The 19,663-nt window shown below is 40.0% G+C and carries 21 protein-coding genes and 1 pseudogene; 19 read left to right on the forward strand and 3 right to left on the reverse strand.

The window, feature by feature from the left end:
* Window positions 1-21 precede the first annotated feature (21 nt).
* Window positions 22-789, forward strand: coding sequence for an epoxyqueuosine reductase QueH (locus AC3E9F_RS01285; RefSeq protein WP_263393921.1), 768 nt, complete (start codon window positions 22-24; stop codon window positions 787-789).
* Between the two features lie 72 nt (window positions 790-861).
* On the opposite strand, the gene ntdP is transcribed toward AC3E9F_RS01285, so the two are convergent.
* Window positions 862-1,395, reverse strand: a complete 534-nt coding sequence (gene ntdP / locus AC3E9F_RS01290; RefSeq protein WP_004252157.1) for a nucleoside tri-diphosphate phosphatase — start codon at window positions 1,393-1,395, stop codon at window positions 862-864.
* An 87-nt stretch (window positions 1,396-1,482) separates the two neighbouring features.
* Window positions 1,483-2,259, reverse strand: coding sequence for a recombination regulator RecX (gene recX, locus AC3E9F_RS01295; protein WP_490672700.1), 777 nt, complete (start codon window positions 2,257-2,259; stop codon window positions 1,483-1,485).
* A gap of 37 nt (window positions 2,260-2,296) precedes the next feature.
* Here recX and rlmD point away from each other — a divergent pair, with 37 nt between their 5' ends.
* From rlmD to AC3E9F_RS01370, 15 genes and pseudogenes are all read left to right on the forward strand, one after another.
* Window positions 2,297-3,664 carry a 23S rRNA (uracil(1939)-C(5))-methyltransferase RlmD gene (rlmD, locus tag AC3E9F_RS01300; protein ID WP_263393919.1) on the forward strand — a complete coding sequence of 456 codons (1,368 nt, stop codon included), beginning with the start codon at window positions 2,297-2,299 and terminating at the stop codon, window positions 3,662-3,664.
* A gap of 117 nt (window positions 3,665-3,781) precedes the next feature.
* Window positions 3,782-4,540 carry a triose-phosphate isomerase gene (gene tpiA, locus AC3E9F_RS01305; protein ID WP_045763546.1) on the forward strand — a complete coding sequence of 253 codons (759 nt, stop codon included), beginning with the start codon at window positions 3,782-3,784 and terminating at the stop codon, window positions 4,538-4,540.
* A gap of 233 nt (window positions 4,541-4,773) precedes the next feature.
* Complete coding sequence (locus AC3E9F_RS01310; protein ID WP_490672701.1) at window positions 4,774-6,510, forward strand: ABC transporter ATP-binding protein; 1,737 nt, start codon at window positions 4,774-4,776, stop codon at window positions 6,508-6,510.
* 10 nt (window positions 6,511-6,520) lie between these two features.
* The gene (locus AC3E9F_RS01315; protein ID WP_490672702.1) at window positions 6,521-8,302 is read left to right on the forward strand and encodes an ABC transporter ATP-binding protein; all 1,782 of its coding nucleotides are present in this window, start codon (window positions 6,521-6,523) and stop codon (window positions 8,300-8,302) included.
* A gap of 148 nt (window positions 8,303-8,450) precedes the next feature.
* A complete protein-coding gene (locus tag AC3E9F_RS01320) occupies window positions 8,451-8,969 on the forward strand; it encodes a Dps family protein (RefSeq protein ID WP_235083885.1) in 519 nt (172 codons plus the stop codon).
* A gap of 127 nt (window positions 8,970-9,096) precedes the next feature.
* Window positions 9,097-9,603 carry a dihydrofolate reductase gene (locus AC3E9F_RS01325; protein WP_235083886.1) on the forward strand — a complete coding sequence of 169 codons (507 nt, stop codon included), beginning with the start codon at window positions 9,097-9,099 and terminating at the stop codon, window positions 9,601-9,603.
* On the forward strand, window positions 9,603-9,773 hold the full coding sequence (locus tag AC3E9F_RS01330) for a hypothetical protein (protein WP_000442253.1): 171 nt from the start codon (window positions 9,603-9,605) through the stop codon (window positions 9,771-9,773). Before AC3E9F_RS01325 ends, AC3E9F_RS01330 begins: the two co-directional genes overlap by 1 nt.
* A gap of 31 nt (window positions 9,774-9,804) precedes the next feature.
* Entirely contained in the window at window positions 9,805-11,037 is a 1,233-nt protein-coding gene (clpX, locus tag AC3E9F_RS01335; RefSeq protein WP_006145154.1) for an ATP-dependent Clp protease ATP-binding subunit ClpX, read from the forward strand.
* 8 nt (window positions 11,038-11,045) lie between these two features.
* Window positions 11,046-11,633, forward strand: a complete 588-nt coding sequence (yihA, locus tag AC3E9F_RS01340) for a ribosome biogenesis GTP-binding protein YihA/YsxC (RefSeq protein WP_263393916.1) — start codon at window positions 11,046-11,048, stop codon at window positions 11,631-11,633.
* A 9-nt stretch (window positions 11,634-11,642) separates the two neighbouring features.
* On the forward strand, window positions 11,643-12,023 hold the full coding sequence (locus AC3E9F_RS01345; RefSeq protein ID WP_263393915.1) for a RidA family protein: 381 nt from the start codon (window positions 11,643-11,645) through the stop codon (window positions 12,021-12,023).
* 51 nt (window positions 12,024-12,074) lie between these two features.
* Window positions 12,075-12,965, forward strand: a complete 891-nt coding sequence (rapZ, locus tag AC3E9F_RS01350; protein ID WP_263393914.1) for an RNase adapter RapZ — start codon at window positions 12,075-12,077, stop codon at window positions 12,963-12,965.
* Entirely contained in the window at window positions 12,962-13,939 is a 978-nt protein-coding gene (locus AC3E9F_RS01355; RefSeq protein WP_263393913.1) for a YvcK family protein, read from the forward strand. Before rapZ ends, AC3E9F_RS01355 begins: the two co-directional genes overlap by 4 nt.
* On the forward strand, window positions 13,936-14,847 hold the full coding sequence (gene whiA / locus AC3E9F_RS01360; protein ID WP_247912696.1) for a DNA-binding protein WhiA: 912 nt from the start codon (window positions 13,936-13,938) through the stop codon (window positions 14,845-14,847). The genes AC3E9F_RS01355 and whiA overlap by 4 nt, the downstream gene beginning before the upstream one ends.
* A 67-nt stretch (window positions 14,848-14,914) precedes the next feature.
* Window positions 14,915-15,094 (forward strand): hypothetical protein, encoded by a 180-nt coding sequence (locus AC3E9F_RS01365; protein ID WP_263393912.1) that lies wholly within the window; start codon window positions 14,915-14,917, stop codon window positions 15,092-15,094.
* A gap of 81 nt (window positions 15,095-15,175) precedes the next feature.
* Window positions 15,176-15,524: pseudogene (locus AC3E9F_RS01370) on the forward strand (stress-induced protein); the annotation flags it as partial.
* A 40-nt stretch (window positions 15,525-15,564) separates the two neighbouring features.
* Here AC3E9F_RS01370 and AC3E9F_RS01375 read toward each other — a convergent pair.
* Window positions 15,565-16,533 (reverse strand): NAD(P)/FAD-dependent oxidoreductase, encoded by a 969-nt coding sequence (locus AC3E9F_RS01375; RefSeq protein ID WP_263393911.1) that lies wholly within the window; start codon window positions 16,531-16,533, stop codon window positions 15,565-15,567.
* A gap of 132 nt (window positions 16,534-16,665) precedes the next feature.
* Here AC3E9F_RS01375 and cdaA point away from each other — a divergent pair, with 132 nt between their 5' ends.
* The 3 genes from cdaA to glmM are packed head-to-tail and all read left to right on the forward strand — an operon-like array spanning window position 16,666 to window position 19,652.
* Window positions 16,666-17,523, forward strand: a complete 858-nt coding sequence (cdaA, locus tag AC3E9F_RS01380) for a diadenylate cyclase CdaA (protein ID WP_490672704.1) — start codon at window positions 16,666-16,668, stop codon at window positions 17,521-17,523.
* A complete protein-coding gene (locus tag AC3E9F_RS01385; RefSeq protein ID WP_490672705.1) occupies window positions 17,510-18,271 on the forward strand; it encodes a CdaR family protein in 762 nt (253 codons plus the stop codon). The genes cdaA and AC3E9F_RS01385 overlap by 14 nt, the downstream gene beginning before the upstream one ends.
* Before the next feature lie 31 nt (window positions 18,272-18,302).
* Window positions 18,303-19,652, forward strand: coding sequence for a phosphoglucosamine mutase (glmM, locus tag AC3E9F_RS01390; RefSeq protein ID WP_263393908.1), 1,350 nt, complete (start codon window positions 18,303-18,305; stop codon window positions 19,650-19,652).
* Window positions 19,653-19,663: the final 11 nt, after the last annotated feature.

Genomic DNA, 19,663 nt, shown 5'->3' on the forward strand with positions numbered 1-19,663 from the left:
CAAGAAGAAAAGGAGAAGAGCATGATTGATGTAGAAGAAATTCTAAGTAAGATGAATCCCAATCAAAAGATTAACTATGACCGTGTCATGCAAAAGATGGTTCAAGTTTGGGAAAAAAATGAAGAGAGACCAACTATTCTCATGCACGTCTGTTGTGCTCCCTGCAGTACTTACACACTAGAGTACTTGACCAAGTATGCGGATGTGACCATTTATTTTGCTAATTCCAATATCCATCCCAAAGCTGAGTATCACAAGCGTGCCTATGTAACCAAAAAGTTTGTCAGTGAATTTAATGAGCGAACTTGCAACAATGTCCAATACCTAGAAGCACCATATGAACCCAATGAATACCGTAAACTAGTTCGAGGTTTGGAAGAAGAACCTGAAGGCGGCGATCGTTGCAAGGTTTGTTTTGACTATCGTTTGGATAAGACAGCACAGGTGGCTATGGACTTAGGCTTTGACTACTTTGGTTCGGCTCTAACCATCAGTCCTCACAAAAATTCACAAACCATCAATAGTATCGGGATCGATGTGCAGAAAATTTACACCACTCATTATCTTCCGAGTGATTTTAAGAAAAATCAAGGCTACAAACGCTCTGTAGAAATGTGTGAAGAGTACGACATTTATCGCCAATGTTACTGTGGTTGTGTCTATGCAGCTCAAGCCCAGAATATCGACTTGGTGCAGGTCAAGAAGGATGCAACAGCCTTTATGGTAGATAAGGATATCGAGAAAGATTATTCCCATATCAAGTTCACCGTTACGAAGTTAGATATTTAAAGGAAAACCTGTCGTAAGACAGGTTTTTTCTCATAAAAAAAGTCAGGATTTTGTTCCTGACCTTTGACAACTTTACCGATTCTTTAGTTCTACGTAGCGTTTGTACCAAATGTTGACATAGGCTTCTGAGAAGGGGCCTCGTTCATTGTTAATCCAATCAACAAGAATCTTAACATGCTCTTTCAAAATATAGTCTAAATCATCAGGATAATTCATCTTGCGCTTGTGACGTTCATACTCTTCAACGTCCAAGAGGCGTTTCTCACCATCTGTAAAAACTTTAACATCCAAATCATAGTCAATGTATTTTAAAGCTTCTTCGTCTAGATAGTAAGGACTTGCCATATTGCAGTAGTAGGAAATACCATTATCACGAATCATAGCGATAATATTAAACCAATATTTCTTGTGAAAGTAAACAATAGCCGGTTCTCTAGTCACCCAACGACGACCATCACTCTCGGTAACGAGTGTATGGTCATTGACGCCGATAATAGCGTTCTCTGTTGTTTTTAGTACCATGGTGTCTCGCCAAGTGCGGTGAAGACTCCCATCATGCTTATAACTTTGAATTGTAATAAAGTCGCCTTCTTTTGGAAGTTTCATAACTAACCAACTTTCTACAATTTATAAGTTTATCGTTTACTATTGTATCACATTTTTGTTTAAAGTTCTTAGTTTTTCATGAAAAAATTAAAGATATTCTCTGAGAGCGCTGGTTATATCCGAAAAATCATAACCTTTTCGTGCTAAAACTTGGGTCAAACGCTGTTTGAGTTCGTAACCTTCATACTTTCGTGAATATTTCCGATATTGCTTATCCAACTCTTTAAAAATTAGTTCCTGAACGGTTTCCTCTTCTATCTGGATATCCAGTTGGTCAAAGGCTGTTTTAGCTTCCGAGTAGGAAAACCCTTTGTTGGTAAGATTTTGGATTATCTTATCTTGTAGAGCGCGAGCAGGTAATTTTCCCTGGTATTTTTTCAATAGTTTTTCAGTCGTACGCTCAGCGACTTCTGTCAGATCAAATTCTTGTAAGACTTCTTGGATAATGGATTTGGCAACACCCTTTTGAGAGATTTTCTGTATCAACATATAGCTTCCCTTGTCACTAGATAGCTGATTGGAGTTGATAATAGCATAGGCATACTGACGGTCATTGATCCAGTTATCATCCTTTAGAGACTGGATGACTTGGGGGATGATTTTTTCATCAATTTCATGTTTGATTAGATAATCTCGGACTTCCTTTTCGGTACGCGCCTTGAAAGATAAGTGGTAGAGGGCTAGGTTTTTTCCGTAGGAAAATTGTGCGAAGGTCTGAATCTCTGTAAACTCTTCGGGACTAATTTCCTTATCCTTGGTCAACAGAAAGCGAACAATGGTATCCTCTGTAATGTAGCAGGTTTGGTCGCTATCAAGTTCTAGCAGATAAAGTCGTTTTTTCTTTTCTAGTTTTGTGATTTTCATGTTTCTATTATAGCGCATTTTGTGATAAGATAGGGGTATGAATTTAAAAGTCAAACAAAAAATTCCATTAAAAATTAAGCGTATGGGGATTAACGGGGAAGGTATCGGATTTTACCAGAAAACCCTTGTTTTTGTTCCAGGCGCCCTCAAGGGTGAAGATATCTATTGTCAGGTGACTTCCGTTAAGCGTAACTACGTTGAGGCTAAACTGCTTGAGGTCAATAAAAAATCTAAGTTTCGAGTGGTTCCAGACTGTACTATTTATAATGAGTGTGGTGGCTGTCAGATCATGCACCTACATTATGACAAGCAGCTAGAGTTCAAGACAGATCTTCTCCATCAAGCTCTAAAGAAATTTGCCCCTGCTGGCTATGAAAACTTTGAGATTAGACCAACTATTGGCATGCAGAAACCAAAGTATTATCGGGCTAAACTACAATTTCAAACTCGAAAGTTCAAAGGGCAAGTTAAGGCAGGTTTATATGCTCAAAATTCGCATTATCTAGTTGAATTAAAAGACTGCCTGGTTCAAGACAAGGAGACGCAAACTATTGCCAATCGCATAGCAGAGCTCTTGACCTACCATCAAATTCCGATTACGGATGAACGGAAAATTCTTGGAGTTCGAACTATCATGGTTCGTCGAGCACGAAAAACTGGTCAAGTCCAGATTATTATTGTGACCAATCGTCAATTGAATCTGACTCAATTTGTGAAAGACCTAGTCAAGGATTATCCTGAAGTGGTAACTGTGGCTGTTAATACCAATACTGCCAAAACTAGTGAGATTTATGGGGACAAGACAGAGATTATTTGGGGACAGGATAGTATTCGTGAGGGTGTATTAGACTATGAATTTTCTCTTTCACCTCGAGCTTTTTACCAGCTCAATCCTGAACAGACTGAAATCCTCTATAGTGAAGCCGTTAAGGCCTTGGACGTAAATGAGAATGACCATCTGATTGATGCCTATTGTGGTGTTGGTACTATTGGCTTTGCCTTTGCCAAAAAAGTTAAAAGTCTGAGAGGGATGGATATTATTCCGGAAGCCATTGAGGATGCTAAAGAAAATGCTAAGCGTATGGGTTATACCAATACTCACTATGAGGCTGGAACTGCTGAAGAAATAATTCCTCGTTGGTACAAGGAAGGCTATCGTGCCGATGCCTTGATTGTGGACCCGCCGCGTACTGGTTTAGACGACAAGCTCTTGGATACCATTGTTAAATACGCTCCTGAAAAGATGGTCTATGTTTCCTGCAATGTATCTACATTGGCGCGTGATTTAGTCCGTTTGGTAGAGGTCTATGACCTACACTATATCCAATCAGTTGATATGTTTCCGCATACGGCTAGGACAGAAGCAGTGGTTAAATTAACCCGGAGAAAACCAGCTTCTAAATAGAAATGACGACTGGAAAGTATTTGAAAATAAGACTTCTAGTTGCAGAGTAAGATTTGCAAGCTCCCTATATTTATGATAAAATAAGTAGAAAATAAAATGAAAAAAGAGGTATGTAAAATGTCACGTAAACCATTTATCGCTGGTAACTGGAAAATGAACAAAAACCCAGAAGAAGCAAAAGCATTTGTTGAAGCTGTAGCATCAAAACTTCCTTCATCTGACCTTGTTGAAGCAGGTATCGCAGCTCCAGCTCTTGATTTGACAACTGTTCTTGCTGCTGCTAAAGGTTCAAACCTTAAAGTTGCTGCTCAAAACTGCTACTTTGAAAATGCTGGTGCTTTCACTGGTGAAACTAGCCCACAAGTTTTGAAAGAAATCGGTACTGACTACGTTGTTATCGGTCACTCAGAACGTCGTGACTACTTCCACGAAACTGATGAAGACATCAATAAAAAAGCTAAAGCAATCTTTGCAAACGGTATGCTTCCAATTATCTGTTGTGGTGAAAGCCTTGAAACATACGAAGCAGGTAAAGCTGCTGAATTCGTAGGTGCTCAAGTTTCAGCTGCTCTTGCAGGATTGACTGCAGAACAAGTAGCTTCAACAGTTATTGCATACGAACCAATCTGGGCTATCGGTACTGGTAAATCAGCTTCACAAGACGACGCACAAAAAATGTGTAAAGTTGTTCGTGACGTTGTAGCAGCTGACTTCGGTCAAGAAGTAGCTGACAAAGTACGTGTTCAATACGGTGGTTCAGTTAAACCTGAAAACGTTGCAGAATACATGGCTTGTCCAGATGTTGACGGAGCTCTTGTTGGTGGTGCATCACTTGATCCAGAAAGCTTCTTGGCATTGCTTGACTTTGTAAAATAAGCCTCAAATATCTGAGACAGACAGACAGTTCCCTCTCTTGAGGTTTTGGCTGCCTGTCTTCTTTTTATTAAAATGGCGTGCGAAAGCACGCTCTTTTCTGCATTTTATACTCAATGAAAATCAAAGAGCAAACTAGGAAGCTAGCCGCAGGCTGTACTTGAGTACGGCAAGGTGAAGCTGACGTGGTTTGAAGAGATTTTCGAAGAGTATTAGAAGAAAAAGAAAGGAGAATTATGCTTTATATTTGGTCTTATCTCAAACGTTATCCCAAATGGCTAGTTTTAGACTTCTTCGGAGCTATTTTCTTTGTCATTGTCAATCTAGGTCTACCAACTGTTCTGGCTCGCATGATTGACCAAGGAATCAACCAAGGCGACAAGGACAAGCTCTATTTTTGGGCCATCATCATGCTGGTTATTATTGTCCTGGGAACATTTGGACGGATTGTGCTATCTTATGCGGCTAGTAAATTGACCACTAATATGGTTAAGGACATGCGAAATGATGTTTATGCTAAATTACAAGAGTATTCTCATCACGAATATGAACAAATCGGTGTATCTTCACTAGTTACTCGTATTACGAGTGATGCCTTTGTCCTCATGCAGTTTGCAGAACAGACGCTTAAGTTGGGTGTCATCACTCCCATGATGATGCTGTCGAGTATTCTCATGATTTTCTTGACGAGTCCCTCACTGGCCTGGATTGTCGCTTTTTCCGTTCCTTTTCTAGCTGTTGTAGTCATTTATGTGGCGGTTAAAACGCGTCCCTTATCTGAAAAGCAACAGAAAACACTGGACAAGATTAACCAGTATGTTCGTGAAAATTTGATGGGTCTACGAGTGATTCGTGCCTTTGCTCGTGAAGACTTCCAAGAAAAACGTTTCGAAGAGAAAAATGCAATCTATGCGGATAATTCGAATCGCTTGTTCAAATTAACTGGTTTGACGGAACCACTTTTTGTGCAAATCATTATTGCCATGATTGTAGCTATCGTTTGGTTTGCTTTGGATCCTCTCAAGCAAGGAAGTTTGCAGATTGGGGATTTGGTAGCCTTCATCGAATATAGTTTCCATGCTCTCTTGTCCTTCCTCTTCTTGTCAAACCTCTTCACAATGTATCCTAGAACAGCTGTATCCAGTGAACGTTTGAAGGAAATCATGGACATGCCCATTTCCATTGATCCAAATGAGGATGGAATTCAAGAAACAGAAACTCATGGATATCTAGAATTTGATAATGTGACCTTTGCCTATCCTGGGGAAACAGAAAGTCCTGTTTTGCATAATATTTCCTTTACTGCTAAACCGGGAGAAACCATTGCATTTATCGGTTCAACTGGGTCAGGTAAGTCTACTCTGGTTCAATTGATTCCTCGATTCTACGATGTTACTCTAGGGAAAATCAAGGTCGATGGTGTTGATGTACGGGATTACCGTCTCAAATCACTCCGTCAAAAGATTGGATTTATTCCACAAAAAGCCTTGCTCTTTACAGGGACTATCGCAGACAATCTCCGTTACGGAAAAGAGGACGCCAGTCATGAGGACTTGCACCAAGCAGCTGATGTAGCCCAAGCCAAAGACTTTATCGAAAGTCGAGAAGAAGGTTTTGCGACGCATCTGGCTGAAGGGGGAAGCAACCTATCAGGTGGTCAGAAACAACGTTTGTCGATTGCACGAGCGGTTATCAAGGGTCCAGATATCTACATCTTTGATGATTCCTTCTCAGCCTTGGACTATCGTACAGATGCAATCTTACGACGTCGTCTCAAGGAAGTGACGCAAGATGCTACGGTATTGATTGTTGCGCAACGTGTTGGAACCATTATGGATGCGGACCAGATTATCGTCCTTGATAAGGGTGAAATCGTTGGTCGTGGCCGTCATGAAGAATTGATGCAGACCAATGACATTTATCGAGAAATTGCTGAGTCGCAGTTGAAAAATGCGTCTCTGACAGAAGAATAGGAGGTAAAGGATGAAACAACAATCTAGTCTAGCTCGTCTATGGAGCTATTTGAAAGCCTACCGTTTTTCTGTTTTCTTTGCAGTCTTCTTGAAAATAGTCAGCGTCATTATGAGTGTTATCGAGCCATTCGTATTGGGGCTTGCTATCACTGAGTTAACCAGCAACCTCCTTGCCATGGCAAATGGTGTTGCAGGAGCGGGTATCAATACCAGCTATATCGCAGTAATTCTAGTGATTTATCTCTTGCGTGGTCTTCTCTATGAGTTGGGGTCATATTATTCAAACTACTTTATGACCAATGCGGTGCAGTCTATGATACAGGATTTGCGAAATGAAATGAGCGAAAAAATCAATCGCATTCCTGTGTCCTACTTTGACAAGCACCAGTTTGGGGATTTGCTAGGTCGTTTTACCAGTGACGTTGAAACTGTTTCTAACGCTCTTCAACAATCCTTCCTACAGATTGTCAATGCAGTCTTTACCATTCTTTTTGTTATGGGAATGGTCCTCTATCTAAATCTTCAGTTGGCTATCATTGTTATCTTGTCAATTCCAGTGACCTATTTTGGGGCTAAAACAATTCTGAATCGTTCGCAACCATACTTTAAACAGCAAGCAGCCATTCTGGGACAAATGAATGGGTTTGTACAGGAAAGCTTGACTGGTTTCAATGTTCTTAAACTTTTCGGACGTGAAGAAAACTCTCAAGAGAGATTTGAAAAGATTACGGATGAATTGCAACAGGTCGGATTCAAGGCTAGCTTTATTTCAGGATTTATGATGCCTGCCCTTCATATTGTATCGGATTTAACTTACTTAATTGTAGCTGTTTTAGGTGGATTGCAGGTTATTGCAGGCCGCTTAACCATTGGTAATATGCAGGCTTTCGTTCAGTATGTGTGGCAGGTTAGTCAACCGATCCAAAATATCACTCAATTAGCAGGACAAATGCAAAGTGCTAAGTCTTCGCTTGACCGTGTCTTTGAAGTTTTGGATGAACAGGAAGAAGTTCAAACTGCTAAAGTGAAAGAACTGGCACCATTGACAGGTCAGGTTAGCTTCAAGAATGTTGATTTCCAATATGTGGAAAACAAACCATTGATTCGCAATTTTAACCTAGATGTTGAACCTGGAGAGATGGTAGCTATTGTAGGACCAACTGGAGCCGGTAAAACAACCTTAATTAACCTGCTCATGCGTTTTTATGATGTAACAGCGGGTGCCATTTTAGTCGATGGTCAAGATATTCGAGACTTGTCTCGTCAGGACTACCGTCGTCAGTTTGGGATGGTATTACAAGACGCCTGGCTCTATGAAGGCAGTATCAAGGAAAATCTTCGCTTTGGGAATCTTGAGGCAACAGATGAAGAAATCGTTGAAGCTGCTAAAGCTGCCAATGTTGACCACTTTATCCGCACCCTTCCTGGTGGTTACAACATGGAGATGAACCAAGAGTCAAGTAATATTTCTCTTGGTCAGAAGCAACTTTTGACTATCGCGCGTGCACTCTTGGCTGATCCAAAAATTCTAATCCTTGACGAAGCGACCTCATCAGTCGATACGCGTCTAGAACTCTTGATTCAAAAAGCGATGAAGCGTTTGATGAATGGGAGAACAAGCTTTGTTATCGCCCATCGCCTTTCTACTATTCAGGAAGCGGACAAGATTTTGGTGCTGAAAGATGGACAGATTATCGAACAAGGAAATCATGAAAGTCTCTTAGCTTCAAAAGGTTTCTATTATGACCTTTATCAAAGCCAATTCTCTCGGAAAGATACTGAAAATAACTAAAAAGATATCTGCTCATTTTCTTAAATTATCAGTCTATTACAACTTTTTTAATATGGGTTAATTTTCTTGCTTTTGTCTACTAGGTGTAGTATACTGAGATAGTAATCAATAAATATGGTTGCAAAAATAATATTATGAGGTGAGAAAAATGGTAGAATTGAAAAAAGATGCATTAAAAGACGTAACAACATTATCTAAGACAGCTCCTGAAACGCTAGTAAAAACGAAAGAAGTCTTGAATCAAGCCGTAGCAGACTTGTATGTAGCGCATATCGCTCTTCATCAAGTACACTGGTACATGCGTGGACGTGGTTTTATGGTATGGCATCCTAAGATGGATGAATATATGGATAGCCTTGATGGTTACCTTGATGAAATCAGCGAACGCTTGATCACTCTTGGTGGCAAACCTTACTCTACTTTGACAGAATTCCTTCAACACAGTGAAATCGAAGAAGAAGTTGGAGAATTCCGTAACGTAGAAGAAAGTTTAGAGCGTGTTCTATCTATCTATCGTTACCTCATCACACTCTTCCAAAAAGCATTGGATGTAACTGATGAGGAAGGTGATGATGTAACCAATGATATCTTCGTTGGTGCTAAGGCAGACCTTGAAAAAACTGTCTGGATGCTTGCAGCAGAATTAGGACAAGCACCTGGTTTGTAAGATACTGAATTTTTCTAAAAATCCGTAGAAAGTTTCTACGGATTTTTTCTATTTCGGGGGGCATTCCAAAACAGTCTTTTTTCAAGATTTTTGATAAAATAGAACTATCAATAAAAAGGATGAAAGCATGACAATGAAAATCGTAGCCATCTGGGCCCAAGATGAAAAGGGTGTAATCGGAAAAGAGGATCGCTTACCATGGCATTTGCCAGCAGAGTTAAAACATTTTAAAGAAACAACCTTGAATCATGCCATCTTGATGGGACGTGTCACCTTTGATGGAATGGGACGACGTTTGCTTCCAGGACGTGAGACTCTGATTTTGACGCGTAATGTTGAAGAGTCAATTGAGGGTGCTCTGGTTTTCCAAAATGTTGAGGATGTTTTAGACTGGTACCATAACCAGGATAAAAATCTCTATATCATTGGGGGTAAGCAGATTTTTCAGCTTTTTGAACCTTATCTCGATGAAATTATTGTGACACAAATCCATGCTCAAGTTGAAGGGGATACTTTTTTCCCGGAAGATTTTGACTTGACTGTTTTTGAGACTGTTGCAAGCAAATCTTATACTAGAGATGAGAAAAATGCCTATGATTTTACCATCGAATATAGAAAGAGAAAGGAAGTCTAATGGAGCGTAGTATTTTTGGATTTTTTACAGCTCTTTTGTGTGCTGTCTGTTTTGTAGCTGGAACACACGCTTTTCGTAAAAAGCGCTTTGGACTTGCTACTCTACTTTGGCTTAATGCCTTTACAAACTTGGTGAATAGCATTCATGCTTTTTATATGACCTTATTTTAGAGAGAATGAATAATTAGAACGGAAGGGAATCATGCCTACAAATAGGAAAAATGATATGATGGTTTATTGCTCATTTTGTGGCAAAAGCCAAGAAGAAGTTAAAAAAATAATCGCTGGGAACAACGCTTTTATCTGTAATGAGTGTGTGGAGTTAGCCCAGGAAATCATTCGTGAGGAGTTGGCAGAGGAAGTCCTAGCAGACTTATCTGAAGTACCAAAACCAATCGAACTCTTAAACATCTTGAACCACTATGTGATTGGTCAAGATCGTGCCAAACGTGCCTTGGCAGTAGCTGTATATAACCACTACAAACGCATCAATTTCCATGACACTCGTGAAGAGTCAGAAGATGTGGATTTGCAAAAATCAAATATTTTGATGATTGGCCCAACTGGTTCAGGGAAGACTTTCCTTGCTCAAACACTTGCTAGAAGTTTGAATGTACCTTTTGCCATTGCAGATGCAACAGCTCTTACTGAGGCTGGTTATGTTGGTGAGGACGTGGAAAATATTCTCCTCAAACTCTTGCAGGCAGCTGACTTTAACATCGAACGTGCAGAACGTGGAATAATCTATGTAGATGAGATTGACAAAATTGCCAAGAAGAGCGAGAACGTGTCTATCACACGTGATGTTTCTGGTGAAGGGGTACAACAAGCCCTCCTCAAAATTATCGAAGGAACTGTAGCCAGCGTACCACCACAAGGTGGACGCAAACATCCACAACAAGAAATGATTCAAGTGGATACAAAAAATATCCTCTTTATCGTGGGTGGTGCCTTCGATGGCATCGAAGAGATTGTCAAACAGCGTCTGGGTGAAAAAGTGATTGGTTTCGGACAAAACAACAAGGCTATTGACGAAAATAGTTCTTACATGCAAGAAATCATCGCAGAAGATATTCAAAAATTCGGTATTATTCCTGAGTTGATTGGACGCTTGCCTGTCTTTGCAGCCTTGGAGCAGTTGACTGTAGATGATTTGGTTCGCATCTTGAAGGAACCAAGAAATGCTTTGGTTAAACAATACCAGACCTTGCTTTCTTATGATGATGTGGAGCTTGAATTTGACGACGAAGCTCTCCAAGAAATTGCAAACAAAGCCATCGAACGTAAAACGGGTGCGCGTGGTCTTCGCTCAATTATCGAAGAAACCATGCTAGACGTTATGTTTGAGGTTCCAAGTCAAGAAAATGTGAAAACAGTTCGTATCACAAAAGAAGCGGTTGACGGAACGGCTAAGCCAATTCTAGAGACAGCCTAGAGGTGACTATGGAAATCAATACACACAATGCTGAGATTTTGCTGAGTGCAGCCAACAAGTCCCACTATCCGCAAGATGAACTTCCTGAGATTGCTCTTGCAGGGCGCTCAAATGTTGGGAAATCAAGTTTTATCAATACCATGCTCAATCGTAAAAATCTAGCTCGTACCTCTGGAAAACCAGGAAAAACACAACTACTCAATTTCTTTAACATTGATGATAAGATGCGTTTTGTGGATGTGCCTGGTTATGGTTATGCCCGTGTTTCCAAAAAGGAACGCGAAAAATGGGGACGTATGATTGAGGAGTACTTGACCACTCGAGAAAATCTTCGAGCGGTTGTTAGTCTCGTTGACCTTCGCCATGATCCGACGGCAGATGATGTGCAGATGTACGAATTTCTTAAATATTACGAAATTCCTGTCATCATTGTGGCGACCAAGGCCGACAAGATTCCGCGTGGGAAATGGAACAAGCACGAATCAGCTATTAAAAAGAAATTAAACTTTGATCCAAGTGATGATTTTATCCTCTTTTCATCCGTAACAAAAGCAGGAATGGACCAAGCTTGGAATGCTATTTTAGGTAAATTGTGAGGAATACATATGGCAAAAACAATTCATACAGATAAAGCTCCAAAGGCAATCGGACCTTACGTTCAAGGAAAAATCGTTGGCAACCTTTTGTTCGCTAGCGGTCAAGTTCCACTATCTCCTGAAACTGGAGAAATCATAGGAAAAACAATCCAAGAACAGACTGAACAAGTCTTGAAAAATATTGGAGCTATTTTAGCAGAAGCAGGAACAGATTTTGACCATGTTGTTAAAACAACTTGTTTCTTGAGTGATATGAACGACTTTGTACCTTTTAACGAGGTATACCAAACAGCCTTTAACAAGGAATTTCCAGCTCGTTCAGCTGTGGAAGTAGCTCGTCTTCCTCGCGATGTAAAAGTCGAAATTGAAGTCATCGCAGAGATTGGATAAGCTAGTAGAAGTTTGGTTCTTCCAAACTTCTTTTGATATAAGGAGACTATGATGACAAAGAAACAACTTCACCTGGTGATTGTGACAGGGATGAGTGGTGCAGGAAAAACTGTAGCCATTCAGTCCTTTGAAGATTTAGGATATTTTACCATTGATAATATGCCACCTGCTCTCTTGCCAAAGTTTTTGCAGTTGGTCGAGACCAAGGACGATGACCACAAGTTAGCTCTAGTGGTGGATATGCGTAGTCGTTCTTTCTTCTCAGAGATTCAGGCTGTCTTAGATGAATTGGAAAATCAAGATGATTTGGATTTCAAGATTCTCTTTTTGGATGCAGCAGATAAGGAATTAGTGGCACGTTATAAGGAAACTAGAAGAAGTCACCCTCTTGCAGCAGATGGTCGTATCTTGGACGGGATTAAGCTGGAACGCGAACTCTTGGCGCCTTTGAAAAATATGAGTCAAAACGTGGTAGACACGACAGAGTTAACTCCACGTGAACTTCGAAAGACAATTGCAGAACAGTTTTCAGACCAAGAACAAACGCAATCTTTCCGTATTGAGGTCATGTCCTTTGGATTTAAATATGGAATTCCAATTGATGCCGATTTAGTATTTGATGTTCGTTTCTTGCCAAACCCTTATTATCTGCCAGAACTTCGTAACCAGACAGGTGAAGACCAGGCAGTTTATGACTATGTCATGAATCATAAGGAATCTGAAGATTTTTATCGTCATTTGTTAGCCTTGATTGAACCAATTCTACCAGGTTATAAAAAAGAAGGTAAGTCTGTTTTAACCATTGCAGTGGGTTGTACAGGTGGTCAACACCGAAGCGTTGCTTTTGCCAAGCGATTAGCAAATGATTTATCTAAAAATTGGCCTGTAAATGAAAGTCATCGTGATAAAGATCGAAGAAAGGAAACGGTAAACCGTTCATGAGAAAACCAAAAATTACGGTGATTGGTGGAGGAACCGGAATCCCTGTTATTTTAAATAGTCTACGGGAAAAGGATGTAGACATCGCAGCCATTGTAACCGTTGCTGATGATGGCGGTTCTTCGGGTGAACTTCGTAAAAACATTCAACAGTTAACACCACCAGGTGATTTGCGTAATGTCCTTGTGGCCATGTCAGATATGCCAAAATTCTATGAAAAAGTCTTTCAATACCGTTTTTCTGAGGATGCAGGTGCTTTTGCCGGTCATCCATTAGGAAACATTATCATAGCAGGACTTTCTGAAATGCAGGGTTCAACCTACAATGCCATGCAATTACTGAGTAAATTTTTCCATACGACAGGCAAAATTTTCCCATCAAGTGACCATCCTTTGACACTCCATGCGGTTTTCAAAGATGGATCAGAAGTAGCTGGGGAAAGTCACATCGCTGATCATCCAGGAATGATTGACCATGTCTATGTGACAAACACTCTGGATGATGAAAAGCCACAGGCTAGCCGTCGTGTTGTCAATACCATTCTTGAGAGTGATATGATTGTCTTGGGTCCAGGTTCACTCTTTACATCCATCTTACCAAATATTGTTATTGAAGAAATTGGACAGGCTCTTCTAGAGACTAAGGCAGAGGTTGCCTATGTCTGTAACATCATGACCCAGCGTGGAGAAACGGAGCATTTCTCAGATAGTGATCATGTAGCAGTCTTGCATCGTCATTTGGGACGTCCATTTATCGATACTGTCCTTGTTAATATCGAAAAGGTTCCGAGGGACTATATGGATACCAACCGTTTTGATGAGTATTTGGTGCAGGTTGAGCATGATTTTGAAGGTTTGCGTAAGCAAGTCCCACGTGTCATTTCATCCAACTTTCTACGCTTGGAAAATGGGGGAGCCTTTCACGATGGTGATTTGATCGTAGATGAGCTCATGCGGATCATACAGGTGAGAAAATGAGTTTTACAGTAGCAGTAAAAGAAGAAATTTTAAGTCAGCATCACCTGAGTCGTCATGAATTGTCAGCTATTATCAAGATGTCTGGTAGTATTGGTTTATCGAGCTCTGGTTTGACCTTGTCCGTCATTACAGAAAATGCTAAATTGGCTCGTCATCTCTATGAATCTTTCTTGCACTTTTACGGCATCAAGTCTGAGATTCGTCACCACCAGAGAAGTAATTTACGGAAAAATCGCGTCTATACTGTATTTACGGATGAGCGAGTCCAAGAATTACTGGCAGATTTGCGTTTGGCGGACTCTTTCTTTGGTTTGGAAACAGGGATTGATCCAGATATTTTAGGAGATGAGGAAGCAGGTCGTGCCTATCTCTGTGGTGCATTTTTAGCAAATGGGAGTATTCGGGATCCTGAGTCAGGCAAGTATCAGTTAGAAATAAGTTCTGTTTATCTAGACCACGCCCAAGGGATTGCTTCGCTCTTGCAGCAGTTCTTGCTAGATGCAAAGGTTATCGAACGAAAAAAAGGCGCAGTGACCTATCTTCAGCGAGCTGAAGATATTATGGATTTTCTGATTCTAGTGGGAGCCATGGAGGCGAGAGATACTTTTGAAGGCGTCAAGATTCTTCGAGAAACTCGGAATGATCTCAATCGTGCTAATAATGCAGAGACAGCAAATATCGCTCGTACGGTTTCTGCGAGTATGAAAACTATCAACAATATCAGTAAAATCAAAGATAGAATTGGCTTGGATAATCTTCCAGCAGATTTGCAGGAAGTAGCGCATTTGCGCATTCAACATCCGGACTACTCTATCCAACAATTGGCAGACAGTTTGACAAATCCACTCACAAAAAGTGGTGTCAATCATCGACTGAGAAAGATTAATAAAATTGCAGATGAACTATAGATAGGTACAATAGAAAATGACTAATCTTTATAATAAGTTGAATGAGCGTATATATGAGAATTGCAAGATGTATTATGATGAATACGCTAAGAAGATTGAACTGACTGAGAAACAATCCGGAATTATGGGCGGGTTATATCAATCATTAAATATTGTCGCAAATGAATATCTTGTCAACAACGAAAAAGACAACTCAAAATATAGAGATTTACTCAATAAAATTGAAAAGTTATTAGGAATAGCGTAAAAATACCCTCTTTCTACCATATACAATGAAATCATAAGTATAAAATGCTTGTGATTTTTTTGTTTGAAAGGAGGTTTAAAATTGCCTAGAGATGGAACAAAAAACCTAAAACCAGTTACAGAACGAAGCAAAGATGAAATAAGAGCTATTAGCTCAAAAGGAGGAAAAGCGTCTGGCATAGCTAGAAGAAAAAAACTGATCTAAAAAAGCCTTTGAAACCCTCTTATCTTTGGATGTGACGTATAGTAAAATCAAGAAACAACTTGAAGAAATGGGTATGGCTGGCAACAATGAGGCGTTATTAGCCTTTGCGATCTTTCAGCAAGCTGTAAAAGGCGATTAGAAAGCAACTGAGAACATCATCAAGCTGACCAATACTAAAGATAAATACGATATACAAGAGCAGAAAGATTGCATCAAATCGCTCAAGAACTATAAAACCACGAATCCAAGGATTCGTGGTTTTTTTCTTATAAACTTGTTGAATGTTTTGGTTGTACTTTTTGTTGAGGGTCGATGTAGTTAATGGCATTGTTGACAGCAGTTGGTGCTTCACCAAGACCTGTTGCAATCAAGTCAATCTTACCATCGTAGTAGCAGCAGTCACCGATAGCGTAAATTCCAGCTTGGCTTGATTCTTGCTTGCTATTGACGATAATCTTGTGACGGTTAAGGTCGAGTCCCCAGTTTTTAAGATTACCAACTGATGATTTGAAGCCATAGTTGACAAAGAGGTGGTCGAGTTCAATAGTTTCGGTCTCATCGGATTTGACTTTTGTGATTTCAAGCTTGTCAAGCTTTTTTCCATCTCCAAGAAGTTGACTTGGCACAAATGGTGTTTTGATGCTAACAGATGATTCTTGAAGGGCTTGGACACTATGTTCAAGCGCACGGAAGTTATCTCGACGGTGAACAAGTGTAGTTGGAGCAATCTTTTCAAAAGCTAATGCCCAGTCCACGGCAGAGTCTCCTCCACCCAGGATGGTTACTTTCTTACCAGCATATTGTTGAATGTTAGAAACGTGATAATGGATATTTTCATAACTATCAACACCATCTAATTCAAGTGGACGTGGTTTAAAAGCTCCACCTCCCATAGCGATAATGACAGCTTTACTACTATGAATACCTTTAGTAGTTGTTATCTTAAACACATCATTCTCTTTTTCAATTTCAAGAACAGTTTCATTGAGATGTGCTGGTGTATCAAAACCTTTTAGTTGTTCTAAGAGGCGATTCGTTAGTTCTTCACCAGTGAGATTTGGGAAACCTGGGACATCAAGAATTTGTTTCTCAGGATAAAGGATGGCAGGTTGACCACCTAATTGAGGAAGAGAGTCAATGATTTGTACTTTAGCTTGACGTAAATGTGCATAAAAGGCTGCGAAAAGACCAACTGGGCCACCTCCTATGATGGTGATATCATATAGTTCAGACATGGTTTCTCCTTATTTCATTTTTATCATTTTATTCTATCATATTTTCTACTAATTTAAAATGAGGTAGGGGGGAGAAAATTTCCATTAAAAATGGTATAATGAAGAGAAGCTTTTTTGGAGAGGGGACACAGGATGAATTTTCAGCAATTATCTAATCTTCAATACTGGTCTAGTTTGTTTTCCAGTCCTTGGAGTATTGCGATAAATGTGATTGATATTCTAATCGTCGCTTATATCTTATATCAATTTACAAAATCAATTGCAGGAACCAAGATTATGATTTTGGTTCGAGGCGTTTTAGTTTTTATCTTAGCTCAGATTGTGGCTAATTTTTTGGGCTTGACGACTATTTCCTGGTTGATTAACCAATTGATTACCTATGGAGTTATCGCAGCGGTTGTTATCTTTTCTCCAGAAATTCGGACAGGTTTGGAACGATTAGGTCGAGCTACGGACTTCTTTTCAAATACTCCTATGAGTTCAGAAGAGAAAATGGTCCAGGCTTTTGTAAAATCGGTTGAGTATATGAGCCCGCGAAAGATTGGAGCTTTAGTAGCTGTTCAACGTGTGAGAACCTTACAGGAGTATATCGTTACAGGAATTCCTTTGGATGCTAAGATTTCTGCTGAGTTATTAATTAACATCTTTATCCCTAATACGCCTCTCCATGACGGTGCAGTCATTATCAGTGGAGATCGGATTGCAGTAACTTCTGCCTATTTACCACTGACTGAAAACACTGGTATTTCCAAAGAGTTCGGAACTCGTCACCGTGCAGCCATAGGTTTATCAGAAGTTTCAGATGCCCTTACTTTTGTTGTATCTGAGGAAACTGGAGGTATATCCATCACCTATAACGGTGTCTTCAAACATGATCTAAGTTTGGAAGAATTCGAGGAAGAACTACGTCGTATTCTGATACCTAAGGATGCACAAGAACCAAGCTTAAAAGAACGTCTATTAGGAGGCTGGAATAATGAAAAGAAATAGTCTTTATATCATCTCCTCGCTCCTCTTTGCATGTGTCCTGTTTATCTATGCAACATCAATCAATTATCAAAACAATACCAACGCAAGACAAACTAAAACTGAAACCTATACCAATACGGTAGTCAATGTACCGATTGATATTCAGTATGATAGTGAGCAGTATTTTATCAGTGGTTTTAGCTCAGAAGTGACAGTGTTTCTAACGGGTTCAAATCGGGTGGCCTTGGCTAGTGAGATGCAGGAAAGCACTCGTAAATTTAAAGTGACTGCTGATTTGACCCAGGCTACAGAAGGAACGATTGAAGTTCCCTTGACCATTGAAAATCTTCCAAGTGGTTTGACAGCTGTAGCAACACCACAAAAGATCACAGTCAAGATTGGTAAGAAAGTCACTAAAAATAACGTATCAGTGGTTCCTCAAATCGATTCTAGTCAAATTGATGATCGTATTATCATCGAACGTGTGACTGTTTCTGATGAAAAAGTTTCAGTAACTAGCGATGCGGATACACTGTCTAAGATTGATAGAATTGTAGCCGTTTTACCAACGAGTGAACAGATTACAGGAAACTACTCTGGATCAGTTCCCTTGCAAGCTGTGGATAAAAATGGTTCTGTCTTACCAACAGTGATTACACCTTTTGAAACGACTATGAAAGTCTCAACTAAAACTGTCAGAACAACAAGTAATACTTCGTCTACTGAAAACTCTTCAACGACATCAGCAGAGACGAAGCCAGAATCTTAAATTAAAAAAATACTAGAAAAGGAATCTTAAAATGGGTAAATATTTTGGAACGGATGGAGTCCGCGGAGAAGCAAACGTAGAATTAACGCCAGAATTGGCCTTTAAATTGGGACGTTTCGGAGGATATGTCCTCAGTCAACATGCGACAGAAGCGCCTAAGGTTTTCGTAGGACGTGATACACGTATTTCAGGTCAAATGTTAGAATCAGCTCTCATTGCTGGTCTCCTTTCAGTTGGAATTCACGTTTATAAGCTTGGTGTTCTTGCAACACCAGCAGTAGCATACTTGGTTAAAACGGAGGGAGCAAGTGCAGGTGTCATGATTTCAGCTAGCCACAATCCAGCCCTTGATAACGGAATTAAATTCTTTGGTGGTGATGGCTTTAAACTTGACGATGACAAGGAAGCCGAAATCGAAGCCTTGCTTGATGCGAGTGAAGATACTCTTCCACGTCCAAGCGCTGAAGGTCTAGGTACTGTGGTTGATTATCCAGAAGGTTTGCGCAAGTATGAAGCTTATCTTGTTTCAACTGGAACAGCTCTTGAAGGGATGAAGGTAGCCTTGGATACTGCAAACGGCGCTGCTTCAACAAGTGCTCGACAAATTTTTGCAGACTTGGGCGCTCAAATCACTGTTATCGGAGAAACTCCAGATGGACTCAACATCAACTTGAACGTTGGTTCCACTCATCCAGAAGCCTTGCAAGAACTTGTAAAAGAAAGTAAATCTGCCATTGGTTTAGCCTTTGATGGGGACAGCGATCGTTTGATTGCAGTAGATGAAAACGGTGAGATTGTCGACGGTGATAAGATTATGTATATCATCGGTAAATACCTTTCTGAAAAAGGTCAATTGGCACAAAATACAATTGTAACAACAGTTATGTCCAACCTTGGTTTCCATAAAGCCTTGGATCGTGAAGGCATTAATAAAGCTGTCACTGCTGTTGGAGACCGCTATGTAGTTGAAGAAATGAGAAAATCAGGCTACAATCTCGGTGGAGAGCAGTCAGGTCATGTTATTTTGATGGACTATAACACAACTGGTGATGGTCAACTTTCAGCAGTTCAATTGACTAAGATCATGCAAGAAACAGGTAAGAGCTTATCTCAATTGGCTTCAGAAGTAACAATTTACCCACAAAAATTGGTTAATATCCGTGTGGAAAACACCATGAAAGACAAAGCCATGGAAGTACCAGCTATCAAGGCTATTATCGATAAGATGGAAGAAGAGATGGCAGGTAACGGACGTATTCTCGTTCGCCCAAGTGGAACTGAGCCACTCTTGCGTGTCATGGCTGAAGCACCAACAACTGAAGAAGTAGATTACTATGTGGATACCATTGCTGAAGTTGTGAAAGCAGAAATCGGAATTTAGGAAAGTTAGCA

Source organism: Streptococcus sp. SCPM-O-B-15277 (M60), assembly GCF_058200335.1.

What these genes read in the sequence shown, in the direction of transcription:
- AC3E9F_RS01310 (WP_490672701.1), top strand. Translation starts at nt 4,774, where the DNA reads ATGCTTTATATTTGGTCTTATCTCAAACGTTATCCCAAATGGCTAGTT.
- AC3E9F_RS01375 (WP_263393911.1), bottom strand. Translation starts at nt 16,533, where the DNA reads ATGTCTGAACTATATGATATCACCATCATAGGAGGTGGCCCAGTTGGT.
- AC3E9F_RS01285 (WP_263393921.1), top strand. Translation starts at nt 22, where the DNA reads ATGATTGATGTAGAAGAAATTCTAAGTAAGATGAATCCCAATCAAAAG.
- AC3E9F_RS01385 (WP_490672705.1), top strand. Translation starts at nt 17,510, where the DNA reads ATGAAAAGAAATAGTCTTTATATCATCTCCTCGCTCCTCTTTGCATGT.
- clpX (WP_006145154.1), top strand. Translation starts at nt 9,805, where the DNA reads ATGCCTACAAATAGGAAAAATGATATGATGGTTTATTGCTCATTTTGT.
- ntdP (WP_004252157.1), bottom strand. Translation starts at nt 1,395, where the DNA reads ATGAAACTTCCAAAAGAAGGCGACTTTATTACAATTCAAAGTTATAAG.
- rlmD (WP_263393919.1), top strand. Translation starts at nt 2,297, where the DNA reads ATGAATTTAAAAGTCAAACAAAAAATTCCATTAAAAATTAAGCGTATG.
- AC3E9F_RS01330 (WP_000442253.1), top strand. Translation starts at nt 9,603, where the DNA reads ATGGAGCGTAGTATTTTTGGATTTTTTACAGCTCTTTTGTGTGCTGTC.
- AC3E9F_RS01325 (WP_235083886.1), top strand. Translation starts at nt 9,097, where the DNA reads ATGACAATGAAAATCGTAGCCATCTGGGCCCAAGATGAAAAGGGTGTA.
- AC3E9F_RS01320 (WP_235083885.1), top strand. Translation starts at nt 8,451, where the DNA reads ATGGTAGAATTGAAAAAAGATGCATTAAAAGACGTAACAACATTATCT.
- whiA (WP_247912696.1), top strand. Translation starts at nt 13,936, where the DNA reads ATGAGTTTTACAGTAGCAGTAAAAGAAGAAATTTTAAGTCAGCATCAC.
- AC3E9F_RS01355 (WP_263393913.1), top strand. Translation starts at nt 12,962, where the DNA reads ATGAGAAAACCAAAAATTACGGTGATTGGTGGAGGAACCGGAATCCCT.
- rapZ (WP_263393914.1), top strand. Translation starts at nt 12,075, where the DNA reads ATGACAAAGAAACAACTTCACCTGGTGATTGTGACAGGGATGAGTGGT.
- AC3E9F_RS01315 (WP_490672702.1), top strand. Translation starts at nt 6,521, where the DNA reads ATGAAACAACAATCTAGTCTAGCTCGTCTATGGAGCTATTTGAAAGCC.
- yihA (WP_263393916.1), top strand. Translation starts at nt 11,046, where the DNA reads ATGGAAATCAATACACACAATGCTGAGATTTTGCTGAGTGCAGCCAAC.
- AC3E9F_RS01345 (WP_263393915.1), top strand. Translation starts at nt 11,643, where the DNA reads ATGGCAAAAACAATTCATACAGATAAAGCTCCAAAGGCAATCGGACCT.
- glmM (WP_263393908.1), top strand. Translation starts at nt 18,303, where the DNA reads ATGGGTAAATATTTTGGAACGGATGGAGTCCGCGGAGAAGCAAACGTA.
- AC3E9F_RS01365 (WP_263393912.1), top strand. Translation starts at nt 14,915, where the DNA reads ATGTATTATGATGAATACGCTAAGAAGATTGAACTGACTGAGAAACAA.
- tpiA (WP_045763546.1), top strand. Translation starts at nt 3,782, where the DNA reads ATGTCACGTAAACCATTTATCGCTGGTAACTGGAAAATGAACAAAAAC.
- recX (WP_490672700.1), bottom strand. Translation starts at nt 2,259, where the DNA reads ATGAAAATCACAAAACTAGAAAAGAAAAAACGACTTTATCTGCTAGAA.
- cdaA (WP_490672704.1), top strand. Translation starts at nt 16,666, where the DNA reads ATGAATTTTCAGCAATTATCTAATCTTCAATACTGGTCTAGTTTGTTT.